The following is an 18,104-nucleotide window of genomic DNA, read 5'->3' as shown; positions in this document are numbered from 1 at the left end:
TTTTAACTATTTTTAATCTTAATACAGCATAGGATGATCTAGTGTAGATTTATTGGCGCATTTAGAGAGTAGTTAGGCTTTTATAGAAAAGTATCTTTATTAAAAATAGTAACATCATCTGTATTGGTATTTGTATTGACATGGCTCAGTATATATTAATCAGAAGATTAGAATCGTGATTAATTATATAGAATATTTATATAAAATAAAAAATTTTTAAAACATTTTTTAAACTGTAGTTGTGTTATTTTATTCATGTGGATATATTAAAAAAAATAATACAATTACTCTGAGCTTCTATAGTTAGGCAATATCTGATTGAGTATAAAAGACGAAAGATACTAAGAAAATATTATAAGTATATATAATTCCATTATTATTCTATAATTTTCTCAAAAATCCAAAAAAATCTCACTTACCTAAATAGGTATATATAGATTTATGAAAAATCAAAAAACCAAGAAGCTCTATTTTTAAATACTGTAATAAGGTAGTATCTTAAGATACTACCTTATTACAGTATTTATAGAGATTTATTAATTAGTTTATGTATAATTTAGTTGTAGATTAAAGTTTAATTAATTTGTATCTAGATTTTTATTTTGTAAGATGCATAGTGTGTATAATAATTTTCATTATATGGTTATATGCTGCATGGTGTATAACCATTTTTGTGTTTTTTAGTCGCATACCATAAGCATGACTTATAATATAAATTTTGATAATATTCTTACGTTATAAGAATGATACATATTTATCTAAATTTTAACTAAAAATAACCGAGATATATGGTAAAAGACTTTTGTTATTCTAGTTTAAATAAAAATAGTATATACTGCATTATTAAATTTATTGGTTTTTATTTTTTCATGTTCAATAAATTATGTGCAATATAGAGATAGCAAAAGATAAAAAATATCTATAGTTTGCTTAATATTTAATATCTAATTAATCAAAAATACCAGACTTAAATAGTACTAAATATTTTTAAGGAAAAAGAATATATATTAATATGATTGTCAGATTAATCATGTGAATTGATATTTAGGATTATCATCTATAATGAGCAATATATACAATATCTTTTTCGTTTTATTATTTTGTCGCGGTGATGCATTAATAGAATTATAATAGTTATATTTCTGTATCAGAATATCAGATACAGTGTATATGTAAAAGTTTGTAGATATTAAATTAAGGTAAGGTAATTGTTACAAACAACATTATCTGACTTTATTGAGCGGCATATCATAAAACAATTAAGAGAGAAAATATTTCCAAGAATTACTCATGGAATGGACATTCTCTAATAATTTGACATACTTAATATAGTTAGGTAATTTTATATTTTAGAAAATAGTCTATGTATATTAAATACTAATGATAGTGAATGCTATGCTATATGAATAGATCATAAGGCAATATTTCTAAATATCATCAATAAAATACTTACTTTACATTTCTTTTAAATAATTTAGGCAGCATTATTCTATCAGAAGTTATTCTATCTATACCCAGTGTAAATAAATATAAGTGTTATCTACAATAGATACAAGAAGAATTTATTTTTTGAATGTAATTATATTACATATTTTATATATTCTCATTCAAAAACACTCTACTAGTTTTTTAAAAATTCTAAAGTTAACCAACTAATATGTATATGAGCATATATGCATCAGGCATCAAATTTTCATAAAGATTTTATACGTCCTCGTTATTGGCTAACTTGGTTTGGTATTAGTATTTTGTTTCTTTTAGTTCGGCTTCCATATCCTTTACTGTATCGGCTAGGCACCTGGATGGGTCGCTTATCTATGCGTTTTATGCAGCGCCGTATGTATATTGTACGTCGAAATCTAGAACTTTGTTTTCCGGATATGGCCAGAGATGAATTAGAAAATCTAATCAGTAGTAATTTTGAATCCCTGGGAATGGGGTTATTAGAAACAGGTATGGCTTGGTTCTGGTCTGATCGACGCATCAAGCATTGGTTTAACGTTGAAGGTCTTAATCATTTGCGCGCTGCACAAGAAACTGGTCGAGGAATTCTTATGATTGGTGTGCATTTTTTATCGCTTGAGATGGGTGGTCGAACCATGGGTTTGTGTCATCCAATGACAGCTATTTATCGTCCACATAATAATAAGGTAATAGAATGGGTCCAGACTAGAGGTAGAATGCGTTCTAATAAGGCAATGATAGACCGACGTAACTTACGTGGTATAGTGCATGCACTGAAAGACGGTGATACTGTTTGGTTTGCACCAGATCAAGATTATGGCCCAAATGGTAGTGTGTTTGTTCAGTGGTTTGCTGTTCCTGAAGTAGCCACAACTAGTGGGACTTGGGTGCTTGCACGTTTAGCAAAACCTATACTCATGCCTGTCGTATTAGTTCGAAAAAATGATTGCAGTGGTTATGAATTAATTATACACGAAGAGCTTCAAGATTATCCAATAGAAAATAAAATGCAAGCGGCTAGATATATCAATCTAATTATTGAACGTGAAATCATGCGAGCTCCAAATCAATATATGTGGTTGCATCGTCGATTTAAAACGCGGCCAGATGGTTTAAGATCAATATATTAATATTAATTAAATTTTATATATTATTTAGCGTAAATAGTAATTTACTATGAATTAGTAATATTTATATAGCAATAAATAATTGCTTAATGCCTGATTAATAAAAATACATAAATTAATTGGCATCGATTTAGGTTGTTGATCGCATAACACAATATCAATCAATTAGTAATTTTTATCTGTGTTACAATATATATTGTAAATAATTTTATTTTATTTTATTTAAACAATACATAACGTTGTTATATATAAATCATCAATGTATACGAAAATATTGCATATAGAAAAAATATCAGATTCTCATCTGAATCAGATGATTTCCAAACGTAATTTATGATTGTGGTAAATCTAGAGCTTTATTCAATGAAAATTCATAATTGATTTTTAAACAGAATCTGTTGGATCAACTGAAAGATTAAAGGCTAGATTAAAATGGATATACAAAATTCTATGTCTAATACATATAGGATCTAAAAATTCATATCAGTAAGGAGTGATTTTTTTTTTAAAATATAAAAAATATTATTACGATAAGAATTATGATTCTGATTTTTATCAACACGTTAGATTAAGTAAAGATTCACTGCAATTAGATTGAATAAATATTCAGTACATAGCGTATTTTCCAATTATCGTTTATAACGCTCAGATAATAATTCAGTATTATAATTTTTTTCTTATTACTCATATCACAAGGTAACTGAAAGTAATATAAAAGATTCAATAGACCTCACTAATCTTTGTAATATATAAAAATTTACTTAGTAGTGAGTATACATAAAAATTATTTAAATTTTTGAATTATCACTGGAAAGAGACCTTTTCATAATATAATTAGTATTATCCTCAACTAAATATATAATGTTGTGTTATAGGTGGTTACTTTTTAGTTTCCGCGCCTGAAAAATAAGTGCTAAGATTTTATCTTAGTTAGTGATTGCTTGATCATAAAAATTATTAGAAAAATTTAACTATTTTACATAAAAATTTTTTTATTCAGTTAAACTAACAATATATAGAATAAACATTATTAGATTTCATTAAATGGTGGATAGATCAATGAGAATTGGCATATTTTCTGCAGTTTTAAAAAAATAACAAAAAAAGATAATTTACACGTATCGGCTATATAGGGTCAAATAAAAATATGAAGAAACTACTTGGTATTACTTCATAATGTCTATTCGTGGTATAGGGATTGACATCGTAGAGATTATCAGAATAGATGCGGTAATCGAGAAGGTAGGTGATAGATTTGCGGAACGTATATTAAGCGATATTGAATTTGGTCAGTATAAGAAAAATATTAAGCCAGGACTTTTTCTTGCTAAGCGTTTTGCAGTAAAGGAAGCAACCGTTAAGGCATTTGGTATCGGCATGAGAGGCGGTTTAGCGTTTAATCAAATAGAAACGCTTCATGACAATTTAGGCAAACCTTACTTATGTCTTTTAAAAAATGCAAAAGTAATAGCGAAGACTTTATGTGTAACACGTATTTATGTTACTTTATCTGATGAAAAAAAATACGCCTGTGCTATGGTGATTCTTGAGGATTAATTTTTCTAATAACTTATAGAAAACTTTTATCCGTCATTCTTACTACAGAATTTTTATTCTTTTTAAGAAATTTTTGCGTATAAAACTATTAGCGCCATTGACATGGCATCAAAGAAAAAAGTAAAGTACATTAGAAAGATAGAATGGTAAAAATATTTATTTTATTTAAAATTGTTAAAATTAAGATTATAATTTTTTGTACAATACAAGCGAAATTTTTTTCTTAATGTCTGTTGAACTATATTTACAACTTATTTTATAACCAGTTTAATTTTATTAATGTTTTATATTTCAGTAAATTTTTATCTTATTATAACTCATATTCATCAAATAATTAGATTTCTATTATTAAAATATAGAAATATTAATATCATTTATGGTTTAGATAATATGTAGTTGAACATGATCTGATACAAAAAACTATTATAACGCTAGTATATAAAATTGGTATTAAAAAAGAGTACTTGGCATCTTAATAAATTCTGTATGTAAACAATGAATGGCTTATAAAAATAATTTGGAATTATATTCATTCTCTTAATATGACAACAAGATAGTAAATCTATTATATATTAATTACTATTAAGATTTATATACGGAGTTAAGTATTTTTAGAGCTGATTAGAATGATTTTGCCAAAGTAACTTGTGAGTGCAGAAAGATAACAATCGATATGATAAATGACTAATAATCCTTTTCCAGAGAAGCAACAGTGAAAGAGTTATCTGTATGAATGTTTATAGAGTTTTGATGAGCTAACAATAATCTTTGTGAAACAGATTATATCTATAATCATCGAAAGGTTATTACGTACAAGCTTAGTAAAATACTAGCATTATCTCTTGTAGATTTTTTTATATTTTATCTGTTAATCATTCAAGTATTTATTAGATAATATCAGTAATAGAATATTTGTGGTGTCAAAATATACTGTTAAAATGAACATAATTATATAGTTTTATTTAAAAGAGATTGTAAACGAATACTTCTGTTACAAGTGATAGTAATTAAAATCGAAATTCTTGTATCTATTTTCAAAAAATATAAAAATATAATAGTCTACTTATCACTTTAATTTTTATGTTTTTAGGCATAATTGTTTTTAAATAAACTAATGAGTCTTCTAGTTCATCTTCTACCCAAATGCAAGCTATTAGAACACATATATCATATGATAGCCAGATATAACAGTAATACAAATGTATTACATTTTTCAATGGATCTTTTTATATGTTGAATATTAATGGTTTATAGATGTAAGTAAGTACATTTTCTATTTTAGATTTGTTTGGATTTTTTAGAGCTTCTTTTTATTTTAGAATGTGTGTAAGGTTACTATCATCTTCTTATTGAAGAGAGTCAAATTGGATCTATTTATTTATTAATCGATTAAAATTAAGAGCATTACTTTTATATTAACTGCGTTAACAAATATTACTTCTTTTAAATACAGTTAAAAAATTATTACCATAACTATACAATTTTTAAAATTATTATTTTTTGTATTATCTTCCTGTATGTAGATACAGGTACAGATACAGATACAGATTATACTATTAATAGTATAATCATTTATCTCTTTGGTAGAACCTGTCGCTCTCTCTATCTTGTATATGATCGGAAAATTTATTAGAAATGTATTATTTGATGTATCCAATAAAATTTTTATAGATATAAATACTTTTTATACATGGAAAAATAGGAGCTGCTAACATATTTTTTGCAATGATATCGCTTTACTATTAGCGCAGAGATCAATTAAAAATACTAATAAATTTTTATAAAATTAAAAGATGATCGTCGTAACTTGATTAATATAGATTTTGTATATAGTATATTGTGCGGTATATTTCTACCTAGATGATTGGATAAGATGCAGTTTTTAATTATAATTAAAGATTTGAATTATAATTAAAGTTTTGTATATATTAAAATTGTTCAATAAATGGTGAATGTTTATTCATTTTTATGATAATGAAAAGATTTAGTATTTACTAATTAATATATGTGTAATAGAAAACAAATTTTAATTTTAAAAGTGTAACCACTTACCATCTAGATTGTATTTATTATATAAATATCTGTTGTATAAAATACAGGTTTTAAAAATATTTTATTAAGCAGAGATCAAGATTAGTGTGTGCGTAACTTAATGAAATTTATTTGAATAGTATTATAGATGTAGAATATTTAATGGTATTTTCTTAATAAGGATTTTAATTATCTCAAATTATCAAAGATTTCTTTCATCTATAATATCTAAGATCTAAAGATTAAATTGCTTTAAAACAATGTAGGCGGTTAATTGCTTTCACTCGATTTTCTGTTAACCAGAGCTCAGTGCAACAAATTGCTTCATTAATCGCACTGTCAATGAGTTTTTTTTCTGTTATTTTTGGTCTACCTAAGACAAATTCTATTAATTTATCACGATCTTCTGGATATCCCACACCAATACGTAGGCGATGAAATTGCGCCTTATTACCTAAGGTTTGGATAATGTTTTTTAGACCATTATGCCCTCCGTGAGTACCATTTTGTTTAAATTTTGCAATACCTGGTGGAAGATATAATTCATCGTGCACTATGAGGATATTGCTAATAGGAATTTTATAATATAGTGAGATAGCAATCACTGATTTTCCGCTATGATTCATGAAAGTTGTAGGGATCAATAGCCATATTTCTTTATTATTTATCTGTAAATGTGTTGTATAACCAAAAAATTTTTTTTTTCTTGTAAAATTTGATTATAACGTTTAGCTAACTTAGTAATATACCACGCTCCGACATTATGCCGAGTCTTTGCGTATTCCTCTCCGGGATTAGCCAGTCCAACTATTAATTGAATATAACTCATATTGTGTAATACCATGTGTATTGCAATAAAATAATATCTGTTATTCAATAGTATTGATAACTTAAATTATATTACATTCTATAATGGATCCTTACTTCATAAAAAAATCTAAAAATATTAATTGATCATATGTTAGTAATCGATCTGCATTGTAGCATACTATTATATGCTAAATTTTATTTAGCCCATACTTTTAAAAATTATTTCATACGGTATTTAATGCAAGAAAATAATTAGTTTACTTAGAAAGATGTATATTCTCTGTTAATTAATTTTTATACCTCATTTGTTTTTAATTTCACAATCCCCATCATTTCTATGTGCAAGTAAATTTATTACTTAGATCATTTTAGACTATTGCTATTAGCATTAAATGACAATATATTTTGATGATCATTTAAATACACGCTTTATAATTTAACAATGTATCCTAAAAAATGACTCTTGAGTGCTTTCATTTCTTTTTTCTAAAAAGATATGTGATTTTATATTATTATTATAATAATGTGCTTATATATTCTGATATATCTAAAGAGTTTAGCTATCTTAAATTATTTAATATAAGATAGCTAATGGAATTAATGAATCTCTCGCAACCATCGATTAATAATATATTCTATCTCAGTGTTAACTTTTTCCTTCGAGCGATTCGCATCGATAGTGTAAATTTTTTCATCAGATTGAGCGATGGCTAAATATTGGTTTCGAATTTTAGTAAAAAAATGTAATGATTCTTTTTCAATGCGGTCTAATTGTCCGCGCTCTTTTACTCGTTGTAAACTCATTTCAGGAGGAATATCTAAATACAAAGTCAGATCTGGTGTAAAATTACCAAGAGTCTCTTCTTTTAAGCAACGAATAAAATCACGACTAATCTCACGACCCCCCCCTTGATATGCCTGTGAGGATAGTTCATGACGATCCCCTATCACCCAGGTTCCTCGAGCTAATGCTGGTTTTATCACATTCTCTACTAATTGGACACGTGCTGCCGATACGACAAATAACTCAGCATAATGCGTCAGACTCTCTTTGTTATGCGTATCGTTTTTGAGTAATTGACGCAACTTTTCTGATAGTGGCGTACCACCTGGTTCGCGTGTATGGATAATATCATTAATACCGTATTTATGTAGTATCTTAGCCACTATAAGGCATGATGTTGTTTTACCTGCCCCCTCTAATCCCTCAATTGTAATAAATTTACTATTCATTTGGTCTCTGTTAATGAGGTTTTTGCAAGTTACATTGTAGTTAATAGGTATCTAAAAGTTTATTAGAATACAAGGATTTATGTTTACACAATAGACTGAACGAGATATTGTAAACTGTTACTTTTATCTGTATACAATGCTTGATAATTTTATATGCGATAATCTTTAGGTCAATCTATAATATTAAATATATTTGTTTATTTAAAAAAATACAATTATGATTTTTTAGTAAAAATATATGTAATTTTTTATTCACTCTCTAGAGCTAATATGTTTTCAAAAAACTTTGCAAGTTATAATTTAAAAGCAAGTTCCTATTTTTATTTTAACTTTTATTATAGTTATCTTTGTTAGCATTATTTCAGCCCCTCTATAATAAGGAAATCAAGAGATTATTAGTAGATTGACATACTTATTTTTACACTTAAGCTGTAAGTTTTTATATAGTATAGGTTTACTAAAGGTTATGTTATATTTTTTGTTAGATTAAGATTATTTTGATATAATTAGTTTAGTATTTAAAAAAATTTTACGTCTACTGTATCGACTAAGATTGATTAATAAAAATTAAATTTTGAATGGATTCGGTCAATTTATTTTTATTCAAATCATTATCACTTTGGAGTACATAGAAATATTTTTTTGAAGAAAGTTTTGAATATTCAATTACGCTTAATAAGTGTGTCTCAAGTAATATTTTAGAAAGTTTTTATTACAAATCTACTCTACCACTAATCAATCAATAGTCATGTAATATCTATCATTTTATATAAAAAACTTATTTTATTAGGTGTGGTGTTACGATGGGTTCAGAATGCTTAAATGAAAGGATTATATTGAAAATGCAACAGATCGTGGAGGTTGTGATAATTGGGGGTGGGTTAACAGGGGCGGCATTGGCCAGTGGTTTAAAAAAATATGGTTTTGATGTTGCGGTCATTGAACAGGAAGATGCGCCTAGTTTTAATCCATTGTCTAATCCAGATCTTCGAGTTTCAGCTATCAGCGGTGCTTCAGTTAATTTATTAAAGCAATTAGAAGTTTGGCCACAGGTTCTTCGTATGCGTTGCGCTCCGTATCGTGTACAAGAGATCTGGGAATATTCTATGGCGCGAGTAACGTTAGATGCCAGATCTTTAGGTCTAACTGAGCTGGGTTATATAGTTGAAAATCATGTGTTGAAATATGCATTATCAAAACGATTATATCATCAAAATGTATTTTTATTATATAAAACACGCTTGAAAAATTTACAAAGAATAAATGGAATTTGGCATATTTCTTTAGATAATGGTAAAATCTTACAAGCATATCTTATCGTTGGTGCAGATGGAGCACACTCACAGGTAAGAAAATTAGCCAATATTGGAATCCGTGGTTGGCAATACGCACAATCCTGTATGCTTATCAGTGTTCGTTGTTTGAATCATCCTGGGAATATTACCTGGCAGAAATTAACTCCTGAAGGTCCTCGTGCCTTTTTACCATTATTTGGATCTTGGGCGTCACTAGTATGGTATGGAGAGCATAATTATATTAAAAAACTAAAATTAATGAATATGTTGCAACTAAAACGTGAGATCCGGCTACATTTCCCGGATCGCATTGGAAACATCATTCCAATAATAGCTGGTTCATTCGTACTAAATTGTAGTCATGCTATGAATTATATATTACCAGGATTAGTATTAGTTGGCGATGCAGCACATACAGTTCATCCACTCACAGGACAAGGTGTTAATTTAGGTTATCGTGATGTATCTACTTTAATTACAATTCTTAAAGAAGCTCGATATCAATCGGATCATTGGTGGTCAATAAAGGTCTTACAAAGTTATCAGCATCAGCGCCAAAAAGATAACCATCTAATGCAAAATGGGATTGATTTATTATACCGAATTTTTAGTAATCAATGTCTATCAGTAAAGATCATACGTAATTTAGGATTGATAGTAGCTAATAATGCAGGGGCAATTAAAAACGATGTATTAGCTTATATGTTAGGATTATGATAATATATTCAATATTCTTTAATAATAGCGTTGTATTTTACAATATACTAGATTAAAGTAATTGTAAATCATGGAATGTTTTTGATATAATAATATTTATTTGATTATTTGTGCATATATGCCTTATTTTAAATAAATATGTAAATTGTTGTTGCATATCTGCTTTGCTCTTTTTAAACTAATAGTTAATTAATGCCGGTTTAGCTCAGTTGGTAGAGCGACTGACTTGTAATCAGTAGGTCACCAGTTCGATTCCGGTAGCCGGCACCATTTAAAAAGTATTGGTGGGATTCCCGAGCGGCCAAAGGGAGCAGACTGTAAATCTGTCGTCATCGACTTCGAAGGTTCGAATCCTTCTCCCACCACCACTATTCCAGCAGATAACACTGATTAATACTCTTCGATTATTTAATAAATTATAAAATATGACAATAATGCAAAGCAGTAGAATACAAATTCTAAATATCTTCTGGATATAAATAAGCCTTTAAGTAGCGGATATCGTATAATGGGATTACCTCAGCCTTCCAAGCTGATGATACGGGTTCGATTCCCGTTTTCCGCTCCAAATATGCTGATATAGCTCAGTAGGTAGAGCACACCCTTGGTAAGGGTGAGGTCCCCAGTCCGAATCTGGGTATCAGCACCATGAAAAACGTACACTGTTTTAAATATTTTAAATATATTTCAAATGACCTATGAAAAATAATAAATAAAATTATCAGTTTTGATATATGTTTGTGATTTTTATAACTTTTTGAAAGAGCTAAAAATTTTTTTAGAGATATTGTGCGTAATATGGGATCATAAGAAGTTTTGAAATCATCTATATGATATTTGCTCTTAAGATAATTATATTATATATCTTAAAATATTCATATTTATTAAACTTAGAGAAAAATCAGAAAAGTCTTATTTTGATAATTTAATAAAAATAAGAATACAATATATTCAATGGACACTTTTAGCCTAAAACAGATTTTTTTGTAAATTTAAAGAATCTTATGTGAAATTCAAAAGTCAAAGATCAGCAAATAAAGTGGTGGATAAATAACGTTCTCCAGATGAAGGTAGAATTACTACGATATTTTTTTCCAGAAAAAATTCCTCTTTTTGTAATTTTATTGCCGCAGCTAGAGCCGCTCCGGAAGAAATTCCAGCTAAAATACCTTCTTGTAGCATTAAAAGACGTGCAGTGGAGATTGCTTCTTCATTTGTAATAACCATTACGCGATCTATGAGATCCATATCGAGATTATGTGGAATAAAACCAGCGCCAATACCTTGAATTTTATGTGGAGCTGGAGTAATTTTCTCACCACTAAGAACTTGAGAGATAACAGCGGAATCACTTGGTTCTACCGCAATTGAAATAAGGTTCTTCAGTCTCTGAGTTTTCTTGAGATACCGACTTACTCCAGTAAAAGTCCCTCCAGTACCAACTCCAGCGATAAATACATCTACATTTCCATCACAATCTTTCCAAATTTCTGGTCCAGTTGTGCTTTCATGAATCGCTGGATTGGCTGGATTATTAAACTGCTGTAGTAAAAGGTATTTATCTGGATTAGTAGCAACAATTTCTTCTGATTTTTTAATGGCTCCTTTCATGCCCTGTAAACCTTCAGTTAGAACTACATGAGCTCCTAATGCTTTTAATAATTTTTGACGTTCTATGCTCATTGTTTCAGGCATAGTGAGTGTTAAGCGATATCCTCGCGCTGCTGCTACATATGCTAAGGCGATTCCAGTATTTCCACTAGTTGGCTCAACTAATTCAATATTTTTTTTGAGAAGACCACGTTTTTCTGCATCCCAAATCATACTAGAACCAATACGACATTTAACACTAAAACTTGGATTTCGTGACTCAACTTTTACAAGAATTCGTTTATTGCCAATGCGATTCAACCGAATTAATGGAGTATGCCCGATGGTAAAAGAGTTGTCTGAATATATTTTGCTCATGGTTTATCCATAACTATATCGATATGTAGATTTTAAATAATTAGCACATTCACATACACTATCATGTAAAAATACATTTTATATTTTATGTTAAATTATTTGCTCGCAGATACGATGTAATTATTAGTATAATGACTTTTGTGTAGTGTGATAAATATATATCAGAATCGCCATACATAAAATAGAATAATTAATAAATCACATATCTTGCGATAAATATCAACATTTTTCATTAAAAATCGATCGTTTAAAACGAGAAATATATTTAAGAAAATCAGAATGCTTGTTAAGCAACACTTGTATAAGTATAACCATAAATTTTAATATTAATGGTGAATTATGAATTATTGTTTAACTGCAGAGCAGTTGCAGACCAGTACACGTAACATGCTAACTTCAATTAGAAATTACTAAAATATAAAATTATATTTTAGTAATTAATATACTAATTAATAATTAAAGATTTATATCTAGATATCATTTTAAATGATTTTATATTAGCAATTATTCTGCATAACACACAAATATATAACACTACCATATTCAGTTAATTATCCATAATTCTGGATTTCTAGATGTAGAGGCAGTATTCTAGAAATATATACTTACTTGTATCATTTTATAATTTATAGATTCATTATTGATGCAATAATTTTTACTATTGATATACAATTAATATTGATACTTCTATCTAAGAATGGTATGAAATATGATCGATGTCAAGTTTTTCTAGTTTTCCTTTAAAATATACTATTAAACATATTTTATATATTCATAAGGTTATAAGATTGTAGTTGTATTTTACAAACCCTGTGATGGTATATGTATATGTCGTATGATTAAAAAGATAAATGACTAGCAGAATAGAGTATTGGTCTATGTTTTATTGTATGTAAGTGTCTGCATACTTCATATGATGTAATCAAGCAGATGTGCATCTATACTTTTCAGTATACAATTAAGTTAATTCAAGCTTTAAACTAGTTAAAAAATTGATGTTTTTCACTCAGTAATGCCACAAGATAGGATCGTAATTTTTTTTAACTAGTCAGTTTACCTTTATGCGATCTATTAAAATGATTATCAAAAGTAATATATTCGTATATATTTATTTTAAAAATAGTAATTATAAACTTTATCAATATTATTGATAAAGTTTATTTTCTGATGAATATTTTAGAAAAAATATTTAAAAAGTCCTATATTCTAATGTGCAAATAATGTAAAAAATAGCTTACAATGTTTATAAGCAATAATGTAAGGTATTGTTGGGTTATTGTACTGTTTTTAATGATTTACGAAAATAATACAAAGCAATAGTAAAATACTCAAGAAGTTAAATATAATAATGAGGCATGTTTTTATTTTTATGTATAGGCTTAGGTATATATATTAGACATTTGTCTCTTATTTTAAGACTTTCTGCATTAGACATATCACTGATTATAGAAAAATTTACAACCATAGATAGATCATTAAAGAATTAGTAAGCTATCGTTAATATGCTGATCTCACATTATATTGTTATAATTTGATATTGTTTTACGCGTCTATTTTATGGTATCTAGTCTATTCAATTTAAAGTCCTTTAAGCTCATGAGGTGTATATGTTAGATTGCATAAAACTTGCTCTACATAAAGCTTTTCCTAAAATAGCTCTAACTGAATTGCTTGGATGGGGGGCAAATAAACACATTAGATGGATCACAAAGGCTGCAATTGACACTTTTGTTTGGTATTATAAAATAGATATGCAGGAATCTAAGATTATTGATACAGCAAGCTATCATACTTTTAATGATTTTTTTATGCGCTCTCTGCGTGATGATCTTTATCCTAAAATAAATAAACCAGAATTATTAATCTCCCCTGTTAATGGAAAAATTAGTCAAATAGGAACTATTCAAGGCGATCAGATCTTTCAAGCCAAAGGGTATTCTTATTCTCTTTTGTCGCTATTAGCTGGAAATTATGCTATGACTAATTTATATCAAAATGGTTGTTTTATTACAACCTACCTATCCCCAAGAGATTATCATCGTGTTCATATGCCATGTAATGGTATTTTGCGTGAAATGATGTATATACCTGGTCAGCTTTATACAGTAACTCCATTTATAGCACGACATATTCCTAATATATTTGCGCGAAATGAGCGGGTGATTTGTCGTTTTGATACTAATTTTGGATCTATGGCACAAATTTTAGTTGGTTCCACTATTGTTGGAAGCATTGAAACTACTTGGTTGGGAACAATCACCCCACCACGTAAGGGAATTATCAGATGTTGGAATTGGTCTGCTGATAACACAACAAAGGAAGATACTATTTCTTTAATGCAAGGGGAGGAAATGGGTCGATTTAAACTTGGTTCCACAGTCATTAATTTATTTTCTCCTAATACAGTTATCTTAAATCAAAATCTTGCAGAAGAAAAATACATTCGTCTTGGTGATCCGATTGCTATCGTACGGTAGCTAGGCTAAACTACAGGTGGTTATCATCAACCGATTACGAAATAGTCATGTTATATTTATTTATTATTACTATAGGTTGGATTTGTTTCCAGCCGGTTTATGGTTCTAATGTACAGAGTACATTGCAAATTATTGAAAAATATGAGGAGCCAGAGACTCTAAAAAATACAACTTATCAAGAAACAAGTAATCACTATCACTATATACTCTCTACGTCTCTACATTGGCTGAAAGAATATCAGAAATCTGTCAATCGATCTCAGGATTATCAGAATAGTATTGATAATTTTCCTAAACAATCTCGTGAGTTTCATCAAAAAATTAATGAACAAACACTTTATTCTCAATCAGTATTAACTAACATGAGTGTTGCTGAACTTGAAAAAGAGATTCAAAAAATCAGCAAACGAATCGTAAAAGAATACCATCAAGCTAAAATAGAAAATGATCGTGCTCAGGGCATTAATGATTCTCTGTCCTGTTTACCAGATAGGCAGTCTATATTGCGTCATTTGTTACACAATTTATCGCGTCAACTACACGTTTTACCCTCCAAAACGACTACTGTAGAGCAGTTAAAACAAATACAATATCAAGCAGAGCTTTTTGCACATAAGGCCAGACTAAAGGAACTTATTTTAGAGCAATTATCAGCAAATAATCGACAAGAACTTGCACATATGCAGGCTGAGATACATCAACGCGCAGCTGCGACGCTAACCAAGAGATTGCAAGGATTACGAAATCAATTACAAAGTCAGAAGCAACATTCTATAGATCGCGTTTTAGAAAATAATGAGAAATTAATAAAATTTCATAGCGAGACTCCAAATAATATTATTGAACAATTTCGTATTAATCGTGAACTATCATTAGAACTAAAGCGGCAAGCTCTGCGCATGGATTTAGTGGCTTCTCAACAGAGAACGGCTATTATCCAAACAATGCAAATTCGTCAGGCACTAAGCACTATTTGCGAGCAATCTCAATGGCTTGGGGCTTCAAATGCTTTAGGTGAGGCTCTTCGCGCATTAGTTGCTCGTCTTCCTAAGATTCCAAAACCACAGCAACTAGGGAGCGAAATGGCTGAGTTACGTGCAAAACGATTATATTATGCAGATCTACTAGAGCAAAAAACGTTGGCAATACATGCTAACCATCATTTTCTTAACAAGAAACATAAGCATATACTTACCTCACAGTTGCAAACTCAATGTGAACTTTTAACTTCATTATTATCTGGTTGTGATGCCTTAACTCTTGAGCTTACCAAATTAAATGTCAGCAATAGTCAATTAGTAGATGCGTTAAATGAAGTAAAAGATGCCACGCATCGTTATCTATTTTGGACAGCTGATGTTAGCGCGCTAAATATGACTTACCCAGTTGAATTACTAAAGGATCTACAGCAGTTTTTATCATTAGATACATTAGGTCAATTAAGCAGAGCAATGGTAATGATGGTGACTAGCCGTGATACACTGCTACCAATTTTCTTAGCTACTATGTTTGTTGCTTTTACTGTGAGTTCTCGTCATCATTTCCGCTCTTTTCTTAATCGATCTGCCAGTAAAGTGGGAAAAGTTACACAAGATCAGTTCAATCTAACCATACGAACTGTTTTTTGGTCTATTCTTGTTGCAATGCCATTACCAGTACTATGGGCAGCTTTAGGGTATGGCCTGCAACATGCCTGGCCTTACTCGATTGCAGTAGCGATTGGTGATGGTGTCAGTGCCAGCGTACCCCTATTATGGGGCTTTATGATTTGTAATGTCTTTGCTTGTCAACAAGGCCTATTTATTGTGCATTTTCGCTGGCCAAAACATCGGGTAGCTCTTGCTATGCGTTTTTATACATTATGCATCGGAGTAGTGGTGCCATTAATTATGATGTCAATAGCCTTTTCTACTCTCTCAGATCGTAAATTTTATCCTACTCTTGGTCGTTTATGTTTTATTTTTATTTGTGGTGTATTAAGCCTAGTAACGGCAAGTTTAAAACGCGCTGGTATTTCATTAAATATTGATAATAAAGAAAATTATTCAAGTGTTATCAATAAAATTTTATGGAATATAATGATTATCATCCCTGTGATAGCATCTTTAGCTGCTTGCATTGGTTATTTAGAAACATCTCAGGCTTTATTAGCTAGACTTGAAACCTCATTAGCGATCGGTTTTCTTTGTTTGGTAATTTATCATATTATTCGTCGATGGATGTTAATTCAGAGACGTCGAATTGCTTTTGATCGGGCACGTAATCGACGTGCAGAAATCCTTTCTCAACGTATTCGCACTGGAGAAAAACTAACATCTTATCAGCAACTCGCTGATAATATAGACACAGAAGAGACAATTATTAATTTAGATGCTATTAGCGCACAGTCCTTACAGCTAGTGCGCTCACTTCTTACATGGATCGCATTAATCTCTATGATTGCCTTGTGGTCAGAGATTCATGCTGCTTTTAGTTTTTTAGCCAATATACGTCTTTGGGATGTTAGTGCTACCATTAAAGGGGTTGATACTATACAAGCAATGACGCTCGGATCAGTAATAAATGCTATACTAGTGTTAATTGTAACCACTCAATTAGTGAGGAATATGCCAGCTTTATTAGAGTTAGCTTTATTGCAACACCTTAGTCTCACGCCTGGAACGGGTTATGCTATTATTACTTCTACTAAATATTTAATTATAGTACTTGGCAGTTTGACAGCTTTTTCCTTAATTGGTATAGATTGGTCTAAATTGCAGTGGTTAGTCGCTGGATTAAGCTTAGGGCTAGGTTTTGGTTTACAGGAAATCTTTGCTAATTTTATTTCCGGATTAATTATTTTATTCGAGAAGCCAATTCGTATAGGTGATACTGTGACGATTCGTGACCTTACCGGCACTATTACGCGTATTAACACCCGTGCCACAACAATAACTGATTGGGATCGAAAAGAGATTATTGTGCCTAATAGGTCTTTTATTACTGAGCAGTTGATTAATTGGTCTCTATCGGACTCTATCACGCGTGTGGTTCTAAGTATTCCTGTTTCTTTAACCGCTAATAGTGAGCAGGTCAGAAAAGTTTTGCTTGATGCTGCACAATACTGTCGTTTTGTCTTAAAAAATCCACCTCCAGAAGCTTTTATAGTCAATGTTAATCAAGGTATACAGTTATTTGAATTACGTGTTCATGCTGCTGAAATGGAAGATCGAATGCCATTACGTCATGATCTTCATCAATTAGTATTACTGGGTTTTAAAGCAAGCGGTCTAGAAATACCATGCCCAGCGTTTGAGATACGCATGGATTTACTTTCATCTCAATCCAGTCAGCGTAAAAGATAAAAAGATAAATAGTATTAAAAATTAGTAGGGTATATATAATGTAATATTATAGGTTAATTGATGTGATCATAATACTTATTC

The 18,104-nt window shown here is 29.6% G+C and carries 7 protein-coding genes, 4 tRNA genes and 1 pseudogene; 9 read left to right on the top strand and 3 right to left on the bottom strand.

Annotation, left to right across the window (positions count from 1 at the left end):
- Window positions 1-1,673: 1,673 nt before the first annotated feature.
- Window positions 1,674-2,594, top strand: a complete 921-nt coding sequence (gene lpxP / locus ERCISPPS3390_RS02185; protein WP_197095205.1) for a kdo(2)-lipid IV(A) palmitoleoyltransferase — start codon at window positions 1,674-1,676, stop codon at window positions 2,592-2,594.
- A 1,173-nt stretch (window positions 2,595-3,767) separates the two neighbouring features.
- The gene (acpS, locus tag ERCISPPS3390_RS02180) at window positions 3,768-4,148 is read left to right on the top strand and encodes a holo-ACP synthase (protein WP_197095204.1); all 381 of its coding nucleotides are present in this window, start codon (window positions 3,768-3,770) and stop codon (window positions 4,146-4,148) included.
- 2,273 nt (window positions 4,149-6,421) lie between these two features.
- Here the strand turns inward: acpS and pth are convergent.
- Together pth and tmk are read right to left on the bottom strand one after the other, a co-directional pair.
- Window positions 6,422-7,008, bottom strand: a pseudogene (gene pth / locus ERCISPPS3390_RS02175) (aminoacyl-tRNA hydrolase).
- Between the two features lie 578 nt (window positions 7,009-7,586).
- A complete protein-coding gene (gene tmk / locus ERCISPPS3390_RS02170; protein WP_197095203.1) occupies window positions 7,587-8,222 on the bottom strand; it encodes a dTMP kinase in 636 nt (211 codons plus the stop codon).
- 803 nt (window positions 8,223-9,025) lie between these two features.
- Here tmk and ERCISPPS3390_RS02165 point away from each other — a divergent pair.
- The 5 genes from ERCISPPS3390_RS02165 (at window position 9,026) to ERCISPPS3390_RS02145 (ending at window position 10,883) form a co-directional block, all read left to right on the top strand.
- The gene (locus ERCISPPS3390_RS02165; protein ID WP_197095202.1) at window positions 9,026-10,234 is read left to right on the top strand and encodes an FAD-dependent monooxygenase; all 1,209 of its coding nucleotides are present in this window, start codon (window positions 9,026-9,028) and stop codon (window positions 10,232-10,234) included.
- A 194-nt stretch (window positions 10,235-10,428) separates the two neighbouring features.
- Window positions 10,429-10,504 (top strand) — tRNA-Thr (locus tag ERCISPPS3390_RS02160).
- Window positions 10,505-10,517: 13 nt separating this feature from the next.
- Window positions 10,518-10,602, top strand: a tRNA-Tyr gene (locus ERCISPPS3390_RS02155).
- A gap of 126 nt (window positions 10,603-10,728) precedes the next feature.
- Window positions 10,729-10,802 (top strand) — tRNA-Gly (locus tag ERCISPPS3390_RS02150).
- Window positions 10,803-10,807: 5 nt separating this feature from the next.
- A tRNA-Thr gene (locus ERCISPPS3390_RS02145) sits at window positions 10,808-10,883 on the top strand.
- A gap of 371 nt (window positions 10,884-11,254) precedes the next feature.
- Here the strand turns inward: ERCISPPS3390_RS02145 and cysK are convergent.
- Entirely contained in the window at window positions 11,255-12,202 is a 948-nt protein-coding gene (cysK, locus tag ERCISPPS3390_RS02140) for a cysteine synthase A (protein ID WP_197095201.1), read from the bottom strand.
- Between the two features lie 1,607 nt (window positions 12,203-13,809).
- On the opposite strand from cysK, the gene asd reads away from it, so the two are divergent.
- Window positions 13,810-14,679 (top strand): archaetidylserine decarboxylase, encoded by an 870-nt coding sequence (gene asd, locus ERCISPPS3390_RS02135; RefSeq protein ID WP_197095200.1) that lies wholly within the window; start codon window positions 13,810-13,812, stop codon window positions 14,677-14,679.
- Between the two features lie 47 nt (window positions 14,680-14,726).
- Window positions 14,727-18,023, top strand: a complete 3,297-nt coding sequence (gene mscM, locus ERCISPPS3390_RS02130; RefSeq protein ID WP_197095199.1) for a miniconductance mechanosensitive channel MscM — start codon at window positions 14,727-14,729, stop codon at window positions 18,021-18,023.
- Window positions 18,024-18,104: the final 81 nt, after the last annotated feature.

This window comes from Candidatus Erwinia haradaeae, assembly GCF_900698885.1.
GTDB lineage: Bacteria > Pseudomonadota > Gammaproteobacteria > Enterobacterales > Enterobacteriaceae > Erwinia_E > Erwinia_E haradaeae_H.
This window is presented reverse-complemented; position numbering and strand designations above follow the sequence as displayed.

Excerpts from the sequence above, each read along its gene's own strand:
- acpS (WP_197095204.1), top strand. The coding sequence starts at position 3,768 with ATGTCTATTCGTGGTATAGGGATTGACATCGTAGAGATTATCAGAATA.
- ERCISPPS3390_RS02165 (WP_197095202.1), top strand. The coding sequence starts at position 9,026 with ATGGGTTCAGAATGCTTAAATGAAAGGATTATATTGAAAATGCAACAG.
- mscM (WP_197095199.1), top strand. The coding sequence starts at position 14,727 with ATGTTATATTTATTTATTATTACTATAGGTTGGATTTGTTTCCAGCCG.
- tmk (WP_197095203.1), bottom strand. The coding sequence starts at position 8,222 with ATGAATAGTAAATTTATTACAATTGAGGGATTAGAGGGGGCAGGTAAA.
- cysK (WP_197095201.1), bottom strand. The coding sequence starts at position 12,202 with ATGAGCAAAATATATTCAGACAACTCTTTTACCATCGGGCATACTCCA.
- asd (WP_197095200.1), top strand. The coding sequence starts at position 13,810 with ATGTTAGATTGCATAAAACTTGCTCTACATAAAGCTTTTCCTAAAATA.
- lpxP (WP_197095205.1), top strand. The coding sequence starts at position 1,674 with ATGCATCAGGCATCAAATTTTCATAAAGATTTTATACGTCCTCGTTAT.